This window comes from Gracilibacillus sp. YIM 98692 (assembly GCF_010993965.1).
Classification (GTDB): Bacteria; Bacillota; Bacilli; order Bacillales; family Amphibacillaceae; genus Gracilibacillus.
Genome location: NZ_WIXM01000005.1, coordinates 160,992 through 177,279 on the forward strand (window position 1 = coordinate 160,992; position 16,288 = coordinate 177,279).

The 16,288-nt window shown below is 37.5% G+C and carries 15 protein-coding genes; 10 read left to right on the forward strand and 5 right to left on the reverse strand.

The genetic code is table 11. The features are described from left to right. Positions 1-18: 18 nt before the first annotated feature. From GHD00_RS07485 to GHD00_RS07500, 4 genes are all read right to left on the reverse strand, one after another. Entirely contained in the window at positions 19-474 is a 456-nt protein-coding gene (locus GHD00_RS07485; RefSeq protein WP_163537530.1) for a PTS sugar transporter subunit IIA, read from the reverse strand. Further along, entirely contained in the window at positions 455-1,897 is a 1,443-nt protein-coding gene (locus GHD00_RS07490) for a PTS fructose transporter subunit IIC (RefSeq protein ID WP_163537531.1), read from the reverse strand. The genes GHD00_RS07485 and GHD00_RS07490 overlap by 20 nt, the downstream gene beginning before the upstream one ends. Next, on the reverse strand, positions 1,890-2,828 hold the full coding sequence (gene pfkB, locus GHD00_RS07495) for a 1-phosphofructokinase (protein ID WP_163537532.1): 939 nt from the start codon (positions 2,826-2,828) through the stop codon (positions 1,890-1,892). The genes GHD00_RS07490 and pfkB overlap by 8 nt, the downstream gene beginning before the upstream one ends. A gap of 126 nt (positions 2,829-2,954) precedes the next feature. Next, positions 2,955-3,731 (reverse strand): MurR/RpiR family transcriptional regulator, encoded by a 777-nt coding sequence (locus GHD00_RS07500; protein ID WP_163537533.1) that lies wholly within the window; start codon positions 3,729-3,731, stop codon positions 2,955-2,957. A gap of 475 nt (positions 3,732-4,206) precedes the next feature. On the opposite strand from GHD00_RS07500, the gene GHD00_RS07505 reads away from it, so the two are divergent. From GHD00_RS07505 to GHD00_RS07550, 10 genes are all read left to right on the forward strand, one after another. Then, on the forward strand, positions 4,207-5,226 hold the full coding sequence (locus tag GHD00_RS07505; RefSeq protein ID WP_163537534.1) for a Gfo/Idh/MocA family protein: 1,020 nt from the start codon (positions 4,207-4,209) through the stop codon (positions 5,224-5,226). 138 nt (positions 5,227-5,364) lie between these two features. Continuing rightward, positions 5,365-6,726, forward strand: coding sequence for an ABC transporter substrate-binding protein (locus tag GHD00_RS07510; protein WP_163537535.1), 1,362 nt, complete (start codon positions 5,365-5,367; stop codon positions 6,724-6,726). A 62-nt stretch (positions 6,727-6,788) separates the two neighbouring features. Further along, on the forward strand, positions 6,789-7,655 hold the full coding sequence (locus GHD00_RS07515; RefSeq protein ID WP_163537536.1) for a carbohydrate ABC transporter permease: 867 nt from the start codon (positions 6,789-6,791) through the stop codon (positions 7,653-7,655). Beyond that, entirely contained in the window at positions 7,652-8,560 is a 909-nt protein-coding gene (locus GHD00_RS07520; RefSeq protein ID WP_240468638.1) for a carbohydrate ABC transporter permease, read from the forward strand. Before GHD00_RS07515 ends, GHD00_RS07520 begins: the two co-directional genes overlap by 4 nt. Positions 8,561-8,722: 162 nt before the next feature. After that, positions 8,723-9,553, forward strand: a complete 831-nt coding sequence (locus tag GHD00_RS07525) for a sugar phosphate isomerase/epimerase family protein (RefSeq protein WP_163537537.1) — start codon at positions 8,723-8,725, stop codon at positions 9,551-9,553. Continuing rightward, the gene (locus tag GHD00_RS07530) at positions 9,547-10,566 is read left to right on the forward strand and encodes a Gfo/Idh/MocA family protein (RefSeq protein WP_163537538.1); all 1,020 of its coding nucleotides are present in this window, start codon (positions 9,547-9,549) and stop codon (positions 10,564-10,566) included. The genes GHD00_RS07525 and GHD00_RS07530 overlap by 7 nt, the downstream gene beginning before the upstream one ends. Continuing rightward, the gene (locus GHD00_RS07535) at positions 10,563-10,934 is read left to right on the forward strand and encodes a sensory rhodopsin transducer (protein ID WP_163537539.1); all 372 of its coding nucleotides are present in this window, start codon (positions 10,563-10,565) and stop codon (positions 10,932-10,934) included. Before GHD00_RS07530 ends, GHD00_RS07535 begins: the two co-directional genes overlap by 4 nt. 75 nt (positions 10,935-11,009) lie before the next feature. Continuing rightward, positions 11,010-11,966 (forward strand): AraC family transcriptional regulator, encoded by a 957-nt coding sequence (locus tag GHD00_RS07540; protein WP_163537540.1) that lies wholly within the window; start codon positions 11,010-11,012, stop codon positions 11,964-11,966. A gap of 21 nt (positions 11,967-11,987) precedes the next feature. Further along, entirely contained in the window at positions 11,988-13,364 is a 1,377-nt protein-coding gene (locus GHD00_RS07545; RefSeq protein WP_163537541.1) for a sulfatase family protein, read from the forward strand. A 539-nt stretch (positions 13,365-13,903) separates the two neighbouring features. Beyond that, entirely contained in the window at positions 13,904-14,527 is a 624-nt protein-coding gene (locus GHD00_RS07550; protein ID WP_163537542.1) for a YesL family protein, read from the forward strand. A 99-nt stretch (positions 14,528-14,626) separates the two neighbouring features. On the opposite strand, the gene GHD00_RS07555 is transcribed toward GHD00_RS07550, so the two are convergent. Continuing rightward, positions 14,627-16,033 (reverse strand): sulfatase family protein, encoded by a 1,407-nt coding sequence (locus GHD00_RS07555; RefSeq protein WP_163537543.1) that lies wholly within the window; start codon positions 16,031-16,033, stop codon positions 14,627-14,629. Positions 16,034-16,288: the final 255 nt, after the last annotated feature.

The window sequence follows — 16,288 nt, forward strand, 5'->3', positions numbered from 1 at the left end:
TTTCCCCCTAAGTAGAATTTATACTAAAGCTCCCGCAAATTCTTCCATTACGTTATTTGCATCTTCTGCATCTGTTAATGCTTCACGTTTTTCTTCATAAATTAACATTCTTGAGATGGAAGCTAGTGTCTGAATATGGGTCGTTCCTGCTTCTTGTTTTGGAACTAATAAAGCGATAAAGAAGCTAGCTGGTTTTCCATCTAAAGCATTCCACTCGACTCCTTCTTTAGAAGATACGATGACAATAGCAGGTCGTTTAATCGCATCCACTTGTGCATGTGGAATAGCAAAACCATCTTGAAAGCCTGTGGTACTTTCTTGTTCTCTTTTAATTAATCCTTCTACTACTTCGTTATGATCCGAAGCAATCCCTTGAGCAACCGCAATGGATGCAATTTGTTGAAAAACTTCTTGCTGCGATGTCAAAGGTTGCTTTAGTTTAATTTGATTGATATCAAGCAATTTGTTGTCCATCTTTTTCTCCACCTTTTTCTTTTTCAGCTTTTAGAAATGCTCTTTTTTTATAGAATCCGTAAATAAATGCCCCAACTAGAGAACCTATCAAAATAGCAACGACCCATTGTATAGCTCCTGTAACGACTGGTAATACAAGAAATCCACCGTGCGGAGCTGGTACTTCGATTCCCATCATATAAGTTAAAATAGCGGATATGGATGAACCAATCATTAATATTGGAATCACGACAATAGGGTTTTTGGCTGCAAAGGGAATCGCACCTTCTGTGATGTGAGTAGATCCAAGAATAAAGTTAACCCCACCTGAATTACGCTCTGCTTGATTAAAGTATTTTTTAAAAAATACGGTTGCAAATGCTGTAATAAGTGGAGGTGTAATACAAGCTGCAGAAACACCTGCCATAAAGTAATAGTTTCCTTCTCCAAGTAGTGCTGTACCTGTTACATAGGCTGCTTTATTGACAGGACCACCCATATCAAAGGCACTCATAGCACCAACAATGACACCAAGTAAGATAGGATTTGCATTTTGGAAATTACTTAAGAAAGACATCATGCCTTCATTAATGGCTGTCATAGGCTCAACTAATAATGTCATGATGACACCGACTAATAAGATACCGATTAAAGGATATAAAAAGATAGATTTAAGTCCGTTTAATGATTTTGGCATTTTTTCTAGTAACTTACCTAGTAATACAATAACGAAACCACCAAGGAAACCTGCCACAATACCTCCTAAGAATCCGGCTCCACCATTACTAGCAATCAAACCACCGATAAAACCGACTACCATCCCTGGTCTCTTCGCGATCGATTCTGCAATAAATGCTGCCAAAATTGGCACCATCATTTGAAATCCAAGACCGCCAACGTCCATCAGAGTTGCTGCAATTGGGTTATAGCTTTCATGTTCTGGATCAGCGGAGTGGATACCGAATAAAAAGGATAAAGCAATAAGAACTCCACCGCCTACAACAAATGGAAGCATATGGGAAACACCGTTCATAAGGTGCTTATAGATGGAATGAATCATGGTATTACCACTGTTATTCGATGCGCTTTCATCTTCATCCGATGAACTGCTTTTTTTCGCTTTGTATACCGTTGCTTTCCCATCAATGATGGTTTGAATTAGTTTTTCTGCTTCATGGATTCCTTTCGCAACAGATACCTCAACTGTTGGCTTTCCATGGAAGCGGTACGCATAGACATCCTTATCAGCTGCCATGATGACACCATCTGCTTCTGCAATGTCTTTTTTGGATAGTTCATTTTCTACTCCAACTTGTCCATGTGTCTCTACTTTAATCTCTACTCCAAGCTTCTTCGCTGCCTTCTTTAGTGCTTCTTCTGCCATGAAGGTATGCGCTATACCTGTTGGGCAACCTGTTGCTGCCACAATTTTAATGTTAGCCATAAAGACTCTCCTCCTTTAATTTTTCCATTTGAATATGTGGTATAAGTGCATCAATATATGAAAGGCTACAAAGGCCTTTGCTAAAAGCAGTTGCTGCTCCTGCTGCAGAAGCATAAATTAAAGCATTTTCTAAATCTTCATTTAGTTCTCGTTTTCCAATAAAGGTACTTAGCATCGCATCACCTGCACATGCAGTGTTCACTACTTCACCTTTAGCTGAACTTACTTTGACAATATGATTAGGTGATGTGTAGATTGCTCCCTTTTCTCCTCTTGAAACCAGAACTTGCTGAGCTCCCATGTTCAAAAGTTTATGGCTAAGCTCTACGATTTTTTCTTGTGTGAGCTCTGATGGTGATAGCTGGAAAAAAGCAGCGAGCTCATCATCATTTGGTTTAATAAGGTATGGTTTATATGTCAGACAGTCTAGCAATGCATGAGAGCTAATATCCAAAATAAGTTTTATATTTTTTTGCTGACATATGTTAGCGATGTCCATATAAAAATCATCTTCTATCCCTCCTGGTAAACTACCTGAAACGAAAAGTATGCTATGAGGAGGAATACGCTGAATTCTTTCGAGCATTTCTGCTATTTTAGATTTCGAGATAAGAGGGCCTTTATTGACAATTTTGTATTCCTTGTCAGCATTAGCGAATACATTTATTCTGGTAATCCCTTCTACATGAACCATGGAAGTGTCAATGGACAGGTTCTTTAATTCCTTTTCGATAAATTCTCCTGAAAATCCCCCAATAAAGCCCATGGCAGTATTCTTAACACCTAGCTTATTTAGCATAATGGAGACGTTAATTGCCTTGCCATTCGGCTGATAGTCTTCTTCATATGTTCGATTCACAACACTAGGTTTTAATTGGTCTAATCCAACATAAAGGTCAATAGCTGGATTTGGTGTTAGTGTATAAATCATGTACTCACCTGCCTTGTTTTTCTATTTGTCTTTATTATGGCATAGAAAATGGCGTAAATGTTTTCAGATTATGTAAAGGTTTTCGTTCGATGTAAAATAAAAAAACTTGGCGTGTTCAGCCAAGTTTTACAGCATCCGAATTGCATAAGCATCTAATAAAATTCGTGAGATAACGCTTAGGGGAAGACGAGAGCGAACTTCGTAATCTGGAAAATAGGAATGGGTTCCCTTGTATCCGATAAAAGTCATTTCCGACATCTGCCCGAGGCTCGATTCCATTCTTGTAGTAAGCGTAATCGTAGTAATTTGTCTAATATTTAAGTTTTTACAAGCTTCAACTAGCTCATCTGTTTCTCCATTTAAAGAAACAAAGATAGCTATTTCATTTGGTTGAATATCTCTTGATTTAATTTTAATAATATTCGGGTCATTATGTTCTTCACAGTTTTTTCCCATTAATTGAAGCTTAATCGTCATTTCTTTCACAATCATTTCAGAGAAACCACGCCCAAACACAAAAATTTTATCAGCATCATAGATTTTCTGTACAGCATCTTCTATTTGGCCAATACTCTGTAATTGGATAGTTTTCAACACTTCATGTTCATTTTTTTGAATGGCTTGATTGATTTTTTGATCAATGTTTTCCATCTCATTATTTTCATCTGCCATCTTCACTTTTTCTTTTAAACTATATTTAAAAGAAGTATATCCATCATATCCGATTTTCTTCATTAATCTAACAATGGTAGCGGTGGATACACTAGCATATTCACTTAGTTTGACAATCGACATAGACGAAATCTCATCTAAATGATTGTGAATATATTCTAATAAATATTTTTCCGATTCGCTTAATGTTTTGTACGTTTCTGCTGGTATATCAAATAATATGTTACTCATGGGAGTCCCCCCTATATTTTTGAACTTTAATTCTATATTAACGAATATTTTCAAAGAAAACTACATGAAGGTGTTTAAACAATTCTTATGCTTTTTTTAATGCTTTTGAATAGGCTATTCCATTTATCAATTGTCATTGATAATATAGACATCTCGATAATGGTGTAGTTATTAATAAATGGCAGAAAAGAACAAGATAAACCTTCTTCAATGAATAAAAAAATGGTATGATTAACGTAAGCTTGTATATTAAATAAGTTTAAAATGACTAATTATGTAAGGGTTTTCGGTTTGGGACTTTGAAAAGAATGATTATTTTACATAGTTTCTTTCGTCTTTTAGAATGCTTATAAAAGTTGGCGTTATTGGCTATGATTGAGCCTTAAAAATCCTTTACTATTATAAATAACAAATTGATGGAGGTGAAATCAAAACAATAGATCTCGGATGTAATAGTGAAGAAAGGTGGACCATCATGCTGAAAGTTGCTGTCGTTGGGGTCAACAAAATTGGTAAGCTTCACTGCCAACATTATCATCTTCATCCTGACACAAAACTAGTAGCTGTTTGTGATCTGGTGGAGGAACGCGCTGAGTTGATGGCAGAGAAGTTTGGCGCTGCATGTTATACAGACATAAATAGAATGCTTGAGACAAAAAAAATAGATATTGTAAGTATTGCTACCGCGGGCGAGGAAAATGGCAGTCATCATTATACGCCGGTTATGACTGCAATAGAAGCTGGTAAAGATGTATTAGTTGAAAAGCCAATATCCAACAACATAGATAAAGCTCGAGAAATGGTACAATACGCTGCGAAACAACAGGTGCGATTTGTTTGTAATTTAAATCATCGATTTGTACCTGCAGCTAGTAAAGGAAAGGAATTGATAGAAAAAGGAGACCTCGGATCATTATTATTTTTAAATATGAAATTGACGATTCAAAATCCAAAGGACATGACCCCGTGGTTTCATATGCGAGCACTGCATCCACATTCCATTGATGTTATGCGGTATTTTGGTGGTGATGTACATCGTGTTCAATCCTTTATGACGAAGGCACCTGAAAGAAATACATGGTCTACTGTTTCTATTAATATGGAATTTGATTCAGGAGCAGTTGGCCATTTAACTGGTAGTTATGATATGTCAAGGCGTCATCCGATTGAGTATTGTGAAGTAGCTGGAGATAAAGGGCGTTTTGAAATAGATAATGTCTATGAAAAATTTACTTTTTTTCCACATGAAAGAGATGAGCTACTTGCACAACGAAATTCCATTTTATCAGGTGTCGGAAGTTTCCATGATACATTTGCTAATCGTTTTTCTGATTTTATTAGTCAGGTTAAAGAAGGAGTACCACCTGAGAACATGAATGCTTCCGGTGCAGATGCTTTAGCTGTACAAGAAGTGATTGAAGCGGCTATTCAATCCCAAGTAAACAATGGGAAAGTAATAGAAGTTCCACAAGTAAAAAAGCCTATTATAAATTGATTCTTCCACAATAGCATTTATCCACATCATAGTATTTCAAAATAGTTTGCGAAATCAAAGGAAAAAATTTTAAAAGTCAATGTAAGCGATTACATTATTCGACAAGATGTTGGATTTCATAAAGGAGGAATGGAAATCATGCGTCACTATAAATTTTATTATTTTTCATTATTAGCCAGTTTGTTGTTTTGTGCACTTCTTCTTGTGGGATGTAATAGTTCATCAGAAGAAGAAACTACTTCTAACGGAGAAGGGGATACAGACAATAATTCCACTGATACAGAAGAAGCTGCAGAAGATGAAATTACTGAGATTACCTTATTAATGGGTGAAGCTGATGATACGGAAGGTTTTAGAGCAGTAATGAATGCAATGGAAGAAGACATTGGGATAAAGACAAAAATTGAACTGCGACCAGGAGGACCAGAAGGAGAAAACATTGTAAAAACACGTCTTGCTACGGGTGAAATGTCAGATATTATGTTATTTAATTCTGGCTCACTATTGATGGCATTGAACCCTGAAAAATATTTCGTAGATCTATCGGATGAACCATTTGTTGATAGAATGATGGATTCCTATAAAGAAGTGGTTAGTTCTAATGGAAAAGTGTTTGGAATTCCAGAAGGTTCGAGTCAAGTAGGCGGATGGTTATATAACAAGAGAGTTTATGAGGAATTAGGTTTAGAAGTTCCCAAAACATGGGATGAGCTGATGGAAAATAACGAAAAAATTAAAGAAGCGGGCAAAGTAGCTGTTATTGGTACTTATGGGGAGACTTGGACTTCACAGCTGCCAATTCTTGCTGATTACTACAATGTGCAGGCAGAGGTTTCTAACTTTGCAGAAGAATATACAGCCGGAACAGCAAAGTTTGCTAATACTCCACAAGCCCAACGAGGATTTGAGCGAATCCAAGAAATACATGATAGAGGTTTTATGAATGAAGATTACACAGTTGCAACGTATGACCAAGGAAGAAAAATGTTAGCAGAAGGAACAGGAGTTCATTATCCAATGCTTACACAAGCACTACAAAATATTAATGATAACTACCCGGAATTGGTAGACGATATTGGCGTTTTCCCTCAGCCTAGTGATGATCCAGATGTGAATGGACATACGGTTTGGATGCCTAATGCCTATTTGATTAATAAAGAATCAGATAAGATAGAAGCTGCCAAAAAGTGGATGGAATACTTTATATCAGATAAAGCAATTGAATTATACGAGTCAAAATCTAAGAGTATTGGGCCTTATGTTATTGAAGGAGTGGAGTTACCAGAAGATTCTTATACAGCTGTTAAAGACTTAGTACCTTATTTTGAATCAGGTAATGTGGCACCTGCTTTAGAATTTGTTTCTCCAATAAAAGGACCAAACTTACCACAAATTTGTACTTCAGTTGGAAGTGGACAATTGATTGCCGAGGAAGCTGCAGAAATGTATGACGATGATGTTGAGAAGCAAGCGAAACAATTAGGGCTTGATTGGGACTAATGATATAACGGAACTCTGTTTTTAACAGAGTTCCTATTCCACATACGAAAGGAGATGATAGGATGAACAGTTCAACCAGAAATATGTATCCTTTAGCTTTTCTTATTCCTGCAGCACTTGTTTATTGTACCTTTTTCTTGTTTCCGACTTCGATGGCTTTCTTTTATAGTATGACTTGGTGGACATTGGATGATTGGGAGTTTATCTGGTTCGAAAACTTTATTCAGTTTTTTCAAGAACCATCACTGCGGATTGGGTTTCGGAACACCTTGATTTATGCATTTACTACTATGGGCGGGAAAGTTGTGCTTGGTTTAATCCTTGCTGTGTTTCTCTGTTCAAAAATTCGCAATAAGGATTTTTTAAGATCAATCGTTTTTTTCCCTGCATTGCTAAGTACCATTGCCGTAGGGTTTACCTTTAGTGCCATGATGCATCCTACGAATGGTGTCATTAATAAAACGTTAGCTTTGGTAGGAATTGATGGACCGAATTGGCTTGGTGATGCAAAGATTGCTTTATTATCTGTCGCCATGACCGATATTTGGAAAGGTGTCGGTATTGCCACTGTTATTTTTATTGCAGGGATTATGGCCATACCAACTCACTATTATGAGGCACTTAAGATTGATGGTGGAAATGCTATTCAATCGTTTTTCCATATTACGTTGCCACTGTCCAGGCCAGCGTTAAATACAGTGGTTATCCTTGCACTTATCGGTGGTTTACGTACTTTTGATTTAGTGTGGGCGATGACTGGTGGTGGACCAGGATTCAGTACCGACCTTCTTGCCTCGATTGTGTATAAGCAATATGCAAGTGGCTTTTTTGGTCTTGCGACAGCTGGTAATGTTTTATTGTTTTTATTTGTTGGTTTAATTGCCTTTCCAATCTTTAAACTTCTGAACCGGAAAGAGGTGGATCTATGAGTTCTAAACAAGGAGATGTTATGGATCAAGCATATCAAAAGGATTCGTCTATGCCACTTGATACGATGGCAGAGAAGAAAAAAGTACGAAAGGGATTATTTGCTCTTGAGAGTATAGCCGTTCTGTTTGCGATTATCTTTTTTGGGATACCATTTTATTTCGTTATTATTAATTCCATGAAAGATAGTGCAGCTGCAGCAGAGTTGAGTTTAGCTTGGCCGGAAACGTTTCAGTTTTTAGCGAATTATAAAGAAGTTCTCATGCTAAATGATGGTATTGTGATAAGGGCTTTTATAAATAGTTCTATTATTACGGTATCCTCGATTACAGTCATTATTTTGATTTGTTCTATGGCTGGTTTTATTCTTTCGCGCAGGCAAGGAATGGCCAAAAGACTGAATTATGTTATTTTAGTAGGTTTAATGATTCCGCCGACCATTGTACCCACTATTTGGGTGCTGCAAAACCTTGGGTTATTTAAGACATTTCCAGGGATTATTTCCCTAGAGTCCGCCTTGCATTTTTCGTTTGCTTGTTTGTTGTATACAGCCTTTGTTGCAACCATTCCTCGTGAGCTAGATGAAGCAGCTCTAATGGATGGGTGTGGACCTATTAATTTATTCTTTAAAATCATCTTTCCATTACTAAAACCCGTAACATCAACGGTTATCGTATTGTCTTCTATTCAAATCTATAATGACTTTGAAAACATGTTGTACTTCTTTCCAGGAGCTGAAAACGCTACGGTACAACTAACTCTTTACAATTTTACAGGAATTTACGGAACATCCTATCACTTGTTGTTTGCAGACGTAATATTAATCTCGATCCCGCCGCTTGTTTTATTTATTTTCTTTAACAAGAAGATTGTAGATGGAATGACAGCCGGAGCTGTAAAGGGTTAATCTGCTTTTTATTGTTGTCCCGATTGACCTAAGCGAAGGCTTGATGGACCATGAAAGCTTATTTATTAACCTTTATCATTTTAATTAATCGAAATAGATTATATTTAAGAGGATTCTAAACTTTTATGTAAGCGTTCTATTTACTAGTGAGGAGGAAGGAAAATGAAGTTAGGCGTAAATTCAGTTCTTTTTAGTGGGTATGATTTACAAACAGCTATCCAATACATCAAATTCAGTGGCTATGACGGGATGGAATTATCATCTATTGTTGGAATGGTAGAACACTTAACTGATACAGCAACTGAAGCTGAACTTGCTGAAATACGGAAAATGGTCGAGGAGGCCGGGCTTGATCTCTATTGTGTAGAAGCGGCCACTAATATACTCGTTCCGGAAAATCGTGAGAGAACGAAAAGGGTTTTTGAACGGGCTGCTAAGCTTGGTATTCCAATGGTAACAACAGGAAGTGCTGGGAAATCTGATGATGAAGAAAGTACAGAGGCTTCCATTCGAGCAATTGAAGAATTAGCGCAAGCTGCTAGTGATGTTGGGATACGCTATGCATTAAAACTACATTATGGTCAAAGTATTTACAACACGAAAACGGCCCTTCGACTAATGGATGAAGTTAAGCATCCAGCTTTGGGGCTGAATTTTGATGCTACACATGTTGGCCGTGTTGGGGATGATCCTGTTGCAGCAATTGAATCCCTTTCAGACCATATTATTCATTCTCACATCCGTGACACATATATGGAACAATTAAAGATTTCTGCTCCTGAATTTCAAACAGCTGGAAGAGGAACCGTTCCTCTAAAAGAAGTGGTCGATAAGATGGTGGAAATAGATTATCAAGGTGCTACAGTGCTTGAAATTATTGGGGCAAAAGACTATGCCTTACCGGAAGTTACAGCTATTGCAGCTGAAAGTCGTGGTTATCTAAGTCGTTTATTTGAAGAGGCAAAGGAAAAGAGGGAGGAATTACAATGCTAAAAGTGGCGGTTGTAGGTGTTGGAAATATCGGAAAAATTCATTGCAGGTATTATAGTGAAAATCCAAATGTTGTATTAGTAGCGGCTTGTGACTTAATAGAAGAGCGTGCTCAGGCAATGGCTGATCTTTACGGAACACAAGCTTATCAGGACATGGGAACAATGCTAGAAAAGGAAGAGATTGATATTGTTAGTATCGCAACGGCTGGAGAAGAAAATGGAGGTGATCACTATAGACCTGCTGTAATGGCGATAGAGGCAGGGAAAGATGTGTTAGTGGAAAAGCCGATATCCAATAATATAGAAGAAGCTAGGTCAATGGTTCGTCTTGCTGCCAAGAAAAATGTTCGCTTAGTAAGCAACTTGAATCACCGCTTTGTTCCAGCTGCTTACAAAGGAAAAGAGTTAATCGATAAAGGGGATTTAGGTAGGCTTCTATTTTTAAATATGAAGTTAACCATTCAAAATCCAAAAGAAACGAGTCCATGGTTCCATTTACGGGCACTTCACCCACATTCTGTTGATGTCATGCGCTATTTTGCTGGTGATATTAAACGTGTGCAAGCCTTTATGACGAAAGCCCCTGGAAGAAGTATTTGGTCGACTGCTTCTATTAATCTAGAGTTTGCTTCTGGTGCTGTTGGTCATTTAACTGGCAGTTACGACATGGCTGGCCGCCATCCAATCGAATACTGTGAAGTGGCAGGGAATCAGGGACGATTTGTCATTGATAATGTTTATGAAAATTTCACTTTCTATCCACATGACAGTGATGAATTGTTAGTTCTTCGTAATTCTATCATGACTGGGGTTGGAAGTTTCCAAGAGACATTTAAAAATAGATTGGATCATTTTGTGAAGCAAGTGCAAGAAGGGGTGGAACCGGACAAGATGGAAGCTTCTGGAGCGCATGCTTTAGCAGGACAGGAAGTAATCGAAGCAGCTATCCAATCACAGATGGCTAATGGAAAAGTAATAGAAGTACCGAAAACAGGTAAGGAGATCATGCTATGACTGGTAAAAAGAAGTGGATTATCCCAGATGGCTTTTTACAGCCTAAAAGTACAGGGGATGAAGTCAGCCACGAAGCGGTATGTGTGCTGAATTTAGGAGATGAAGCCGCAACCATCCATTTAACTTTTTATTTCGAGGATCGCGATCCAATGGATGCATTTGTGACAGAATGTGGTGCGAAACGAACCCATCATATTCGATTAGATAAATTAACGGATCAATATGGTAACCAAGTTCCAAGAGGAGTTCCATATGCTATTGAAGTAAATAGTTCTGTTCCCATTATCGTTCAACATAGCAGGTTAGATACTTCTCAAGAAGCGCTTGCTTTGTTTACAACAATGGCGTATTCCACAGAAGACAAGTAATAAAGATACTGACTGTATGACACCTCTGTAATTTCACAAACATTTTGAAATAAAGGGGCGGGATGAGTATTGAGAATGAAAAGCAGCGAGTTTATGAAGGAAGAAGAATTCCCATTCTGGATCAACTACAAAGTTCATACAGCTCGGAATACTCCACCAATACATGCACATGATTTTATCGAATTAGTTTATGTGACAGAAGGGGAAGCAGAGCATATTTTTGAAGGGGAGCTTTATCCTCTATCAAAAGGTGATGTCTTTATCATTAATCCGGGAGAGGTACACACCTATAAAGTTAAGAGTGATCGTAAATTAGGAATCATAAATTGTCTCTTTATGCCAAGCTTATTTGATGAAGTGTGGCTTCGAGGATTAGGAATCTCAGAATCTATGGATTACTTCTATGTTCATCCATTTTTAGAAAAGTGTGAGCGGTTTCACCGTTGCTTGAATTTAAGAGGGCAAGAAGCAGAGGATATACGTACTAGATTAGAGGACCTTTCGGATGAATTTGAGAGTAAGCGGAATGGGTATTCTCCATTAATTCGTTTGCAATTAGTCCAACTGCTCATCTTATTATCTAGAATTTACGTGAGGCGCAATGTTACGACGGAACAATTAAATGTCAAAACGCATGAAAGAAAAATGTTCATTCAACGGATTTGCGGTTATTTGGAAAGGCATTATGACCAAAAGTTAACGATATCTAATTTATCTGAATTATTCAATATTAGCCCTCGTCATTTGAATCGGATTTTTAAAGCAGAGACAGGTAAGACCGTCATTGAATTTATCCACCATATACGTATCACGAGAGCAATGAAACTATTAACCGAGACGAACGAAAAGGTCATATCGATTGCTATGGATGTAGGCTATGATGACCCCGCATTTTTCACTCGATTATTTACTCGAAAGGTCGGTTGTTCACCAGGGAAATATCGTGATCAAAGTAATGTAGAGGCGATGGAGAGAGAAGAGTTCCTAGCTGTGCCAAATCATCCATTATCTAGTGAAGTATCAAAGGTATAAACCTATTAAAGGAGGATTTTTATGAAAAAACAGCCAAATGTTATTGTTTTTGGAATAGATAGCTTAAGACGTGATTATATGAGTAGTTATGGGTATCATCGATTAACAACTCCTCATATGGATAAAATTGCGAGTCAAGGAGTTCTGTTTGAAAATCATTTTAGCCCTAGTATCCCAACTACACCAGCATACGCATCGATGCTTACAGGTATGGATTGTTTCGGTACAGATGTAGTAGCACTACGGCATCAGGGTGGCTTAGGAAACCATGTTAAAACATTACCAGAAATACTAGACGAAAACGGCTATAATACGACATGCGTTGGTTTTTCTAATAACCCTTCTTCAAGAGGGTTCCAAAAATACTTAGATTACGAAGCATGGCAGCCTGATGAAACAGGAAGGTGCCCAAAAGCGGATAATTTGAATGAGGTGGCCATTCCTGAATTGAAGCGATTGAACCAGGAAGACAAGCCTTTCTTTCTATTTTTAAGACATATGGATCCACATTCGCCATATCTTCCGCCAAAACCATTTGAAAGAATGTTTTACGATGGAGATGAAAAGGATCCAGCAAACAAGTCAATGGAACCTGTCTATAATTTCAAGCCACATGCGGACTTTTTTAAGTCATGGATTCCAGAAGGAGTGACAGACGAGAAATATGTATGTGCACAATATGAAGGTGCCATAGCTTATATGGATGCCTGTATTCAAAATATATTTGCAACCGTAGAAGAGCTTGGCATCGAAGAGGAGACCCTGATTGTTTTGACCTCTGATCATGGAGAGACCTTGTATGAGCATGAATGTTATTTTGACCATCACGGCATGTATGACAATTGTTTAGTTGTGCCACTGATTCTAAAATTTCCTGGGAAATTACCAGAAGGCAAACGCATTTCAGATACTACGGTGATACAAGACGTGACACCGACCATCTTAGAATTGTTAGGCATCGAAACAGATTTAGCATTTAATGGTCAGAGTTTAGCTCGTCCTTTGAAAGGGGACAAGTTGGCTCCTGTATCAGAGTTTTATATAACAGAGTGTACATGGATGAGAAAGCACGGGTGGCGTACCCCAGAATGGAAGTTGATTCAAGCGTTAGAACCGGATTTTCATTTTAAACCAGAGATAGAATTATATAATTTAGTGAAGGATCCTGAGGAAAATCATAACGTAGCGGATCAGGAGCCTGAGGTAGTGAAGCTATTGCAACAAAGAATGGAAGATTATATTGCGAAGCGTGAAGCGGAGACGGGTAGAATAAATCCAATGTACACGAATATTCATTACCACGGACTAGATGAAGCGCCGTTGAAGTCGTCTCAAGAAGCCTATGATAAGTTATATCTTGGTTCAATTTCAAACGCTAGAAAAATACAAGCCAAATAAAAGGATCTGCCATCAGGTAGATCCTCCTTCATTTAATCAGAAGTGCTCTATCGATAGTTTTAGCAGAAGAATCAGCGTTAAACTGCCATAAGAAGTGCTCTATCGGTAGTTTTAGCAGAAGATTCAGCGTTAAACTGCCATGAGAAGCGTTCTATCGGTAGTTTAGTAGAAGATTTAGCGTTAAACTGCCATGAGAAGCGCTCTATCGGTAGTTTTAGCAAAAGATTCAGCGTTAAACTGCCATGAGAAGTGCTCTATCGGTAGTTTAGCAGAAGAATCAGCGTTAAACTGCCATAAGAAGTGCTCTATCGATAGTTTTAGTAGAAGAATCAGCGACAAACTGGTATAAGAAGTGCTCTATCGATAGTTTTAGTAGAAGAATCAGCGTTAAACAGCCATAAGAAGCGCTCTATCGATAGTTTTAGTAGAAGAATCAGCGACAAACTGGTATAAGAAGCGTTCTTTTTAAAAGCAACGATCCTTTAGCAAACTTACCTAAGTTTATTAACAGTTAAGCAAATACATAGAGGGGTGAAATCATGGGCAGTTTTGGAATATTAAAAATACCGGAATGGATATTGAAGTTTGCTTATGTGAATCTGTTATGGATCTGTTTTTCTTTTTTAGGTTTGGTTATGATGGGCATATTTCCAGCAACCATTGCCATGTTCGCTATTTTCCGTATATGGATAATGGGAGAGACAGATTTACCAATTTTGAAGAACTTCTGGAATTATTATAAAAAAGATTTCTTTAAGAGTAATATACTTGGATCAATTCTATTTATGATCGGTTATACGTTATATATCGATTTTCAACTTTTGCAACATGCTAGTGCTAGTGTCTTCATAACCATTCTCACTTATGTCGTTGCAGCTATCACATTTATGTATATCCTAACTCTTTTATATACATTCCCCGTTTTTGTTCATTATGATATTTCGGTTATTAAAGTGTTAAAAACCTCATTTCTAACCATGATTGTTTCCCCGCTTCCTACTATAATGATGATTGCGGGATGCATTATCCTTTATTTTTCGCTAAGAAATTTTCTGGGATTGGTTGTCATTTTAGGACCAAGTTTGTTTGCCTTTTTAATTATGTGTTCCGCTTATTTATCATTTACGAATATTGTCAAAAGCAAAGAACAGCCAAGTAATTGAAAAATAAAAACAGGTAATTATCTACAATTCTAGATGATTACCTGTTTCATTAATTTATTACAATCGTCATAAGATCCCTACATTGATGTAAGACTCTCTTTATTTTTTCAAAAGACTTTCTAACCTTTCATGGGACGGATCCTTTAGCCATTCTTCCCAACTAAGTCCAACTTCACTGAGAATATTTTCAATTCTTCTACGGAAAGGTAATCCTTCTTGCGTAATTTGCTTTTCCATTGGATCTTCTCTGCCTTGCAGAATGCCTTCTATCCATGTATCTAGTTCATGCTCGAATTGGTCAGCCATTTGACGATGTGAGTGAGTAAGATTAACCGTTTCTTCTGGGTCTGTGTACAAATCATATAATTCCCTCGGTGGCCGAGTGAAAGGCCCGCTGTCCATCGTTCGGATAAATTTATATCGCTCCGTACGTACCCCTCGTGCTGCTTGCCATGCACACTCACTTAAATAAATTTTAGATTTTGTCCCTTCTTCTTCTCCAAAAATGGCTGGCCATAGGCTTTTGCCATCAATATTTTCTGGAAGAGTTAGTGGATCAATGTCCGATTCTTTCTCTTTATTAATAGCTTCAAATAAGGTAGGCATCAGATCTACTTGTTGAACTAAGCCTTTTACACGTTTACCTTGTGGGATGTGTTTAGGCCATCTCATGATTAATGGTACTTGGACTGTTGTGTCATAAAGCCCGCAATGATCCCAATAAATATCATGTTCTGTTAAACTTTCTCCATGATCACCAAAAATAATCAGCATTGTATCTTCTTTGATTCCTAATTCTTCTAGGTAATCATCTAATTCTTTCAATTTATCGTCTAAATAACGTACTTCTGCGTCGTATAATGCATTCACATATTCGGCATCTGTAACAGGACCTAGCAAATCAAAGTGATGGTGTTTAAAAAACGGATAGGCTAAATGATTATAGGCTGGTTTCATACTATCATTTTGTTTATCAAATGGGTCTTTACTTGGATCATAAAATTCATCTACATATTCTTTGGGAGGTAAGTATGGTGTATGAGGATCCCAATAGTGAAGAAATAAGAAAAAGTCTTCGTCTTTATGTTCTCGAAGCCATGGCTTTGCCAGCTCGTTTATGGTTTCTCCGTCTATCCACCGTGTATTGCCAACACTATTAATATAGTAACGAAATCCTCTTGCAAACCATTCTTTTAATTGGTATAAGTTATCGACAGCTCCAGTGGTAAATCCTGCTTTACGCAACATGGTAGGGAGCCATTCGGTTGATTTAGGAAGATTGGTTAACTGTGAACCGTGTGAAACAATTCCTGTCCGAAGCCCTACTTTTCCAGTAAAAATCGAGGTGTGAACGGCCTCAGTTGGTATGTCCGATGCAAATGCCTTTTCAAAAAGAACCCCTTCTGAAGCTAAATGATCCATATAAGGGCTTGTTAGTTTTGCATATCCGTAGCATCCTAATCTTTTCGCTCGAAGAGAATCAAGTGATATCATAATCGTTTTCAAAATATGGAGCCTCCTTTTCATCATGCTAGAGAGAGAAAAGAGCTATTTTTATATTGGTTAGATGCGTTATTATATATTTATTTTAAATACATACGGACTCTGTATCGATACTGATTAAGCCATATTCATGGTCAATTGGGCCATCGGTAATTTGATAAATGATTTTTGAATGTGCATAAGAGTACCAAAAATGGTGTAATGGCGAGTCAAGAGAATATTCTTGAAATCCTTAATAAAGGGTTAATGTTTGAAGAG

Coding starts and splice junctions, on each gene's coding strand:
- GHD00_RS07525 (WP_163537537.1), top strand. CDS start 8,723: ATGAAGTTAGGCGTAAATTCAGTTCTTTTTAGTGGGTATGATTTACAA.
- GHD00_RS07515 (WP_163537536.1), top strand. CDS start 6,789: ATGAACAGTTCAACCAGAAATATGTATCCTTTAGCTTTTCTTATTCCT.
- GHD00_RS07550 (WP_163537542.1), top strand. CDS start 13,904: ATGGGCAGTTTTGGAATATTAAAAATACCGGAATGGATATTGAAGTTT.
- GHD00_RS07485 (WP_163537530.1), bottom strand. CDS start 474: ATGGACAACAAATTGCTTGATATCAATCAAATTAAACTAAAGCAACCT.
- GHD00_RS07490 (WP_163537531.1), bottom strand. CDS start 1,897: ATGGCTAACATTAAAATTGTGGCAGCAACAGGTTGCCCAACAGGTATA.
- GHD00_RS07500 (WP_163537533.1), bottom strand. CDS start 3,731: ATGAGTAACATATTATTTGATATACCAGCAGAAACGTACAAAACATTA.
- GHD00_RS07510 (WP_163537535.1), top strand. CDS start 5,365: ATGCGTCACTATAAATTTTATTATTTTTCATTATTAGCCAGTTTGTTG.
- GHD00_RS07520 (WP_240468638.1), top strand. CDS start 7,652: ATGAGTTCTAAACAAGGAGATGTTATGGATCAAGCATATCAAAAGGAT.
- GHD00_RS07505 (WP_163537534.1), top strand. CDS start 4,207: ATGCTGAAAGTTGCTGTCGTTGGGGTCAACAAAATTGGTAAGCTTCAC.
- pfkB (WP_163537532.1), bottom strand. CDS start 2,828: ATGATTTATACACTAACACCAAATCCAGCTATTGACCTTTATGTTGGA.
- GHD00_RS07535 (WP_163537539.1), top strand. CDS start 10,563: ATGACTGGTAAAAAGAAGTGGATTATCCCAGATGGCTTTTTACAGCCT.
- GHD00_RS07545 (WP_163537541.1), top strand. CDS start 11,988: ATGAAAAAACAGCCAAATGTTATTGTTTTTGGAATAGATAGCTTAAGA.
- GHD00_RS07540 (WP_163537540.1), top strand. CDS start 11,010: ATGAAAAGCAGCGAGTTTATGAAGGAAGAAGAATTCCCATTCTGGATC.
- GHD00_RS07530 (WP_163537538.1), top strand. CDS start 9,547: ATGCTAAAAGTGGCGGTTGTAGGTGTTGGAAATATCGGAAAAATTCAT.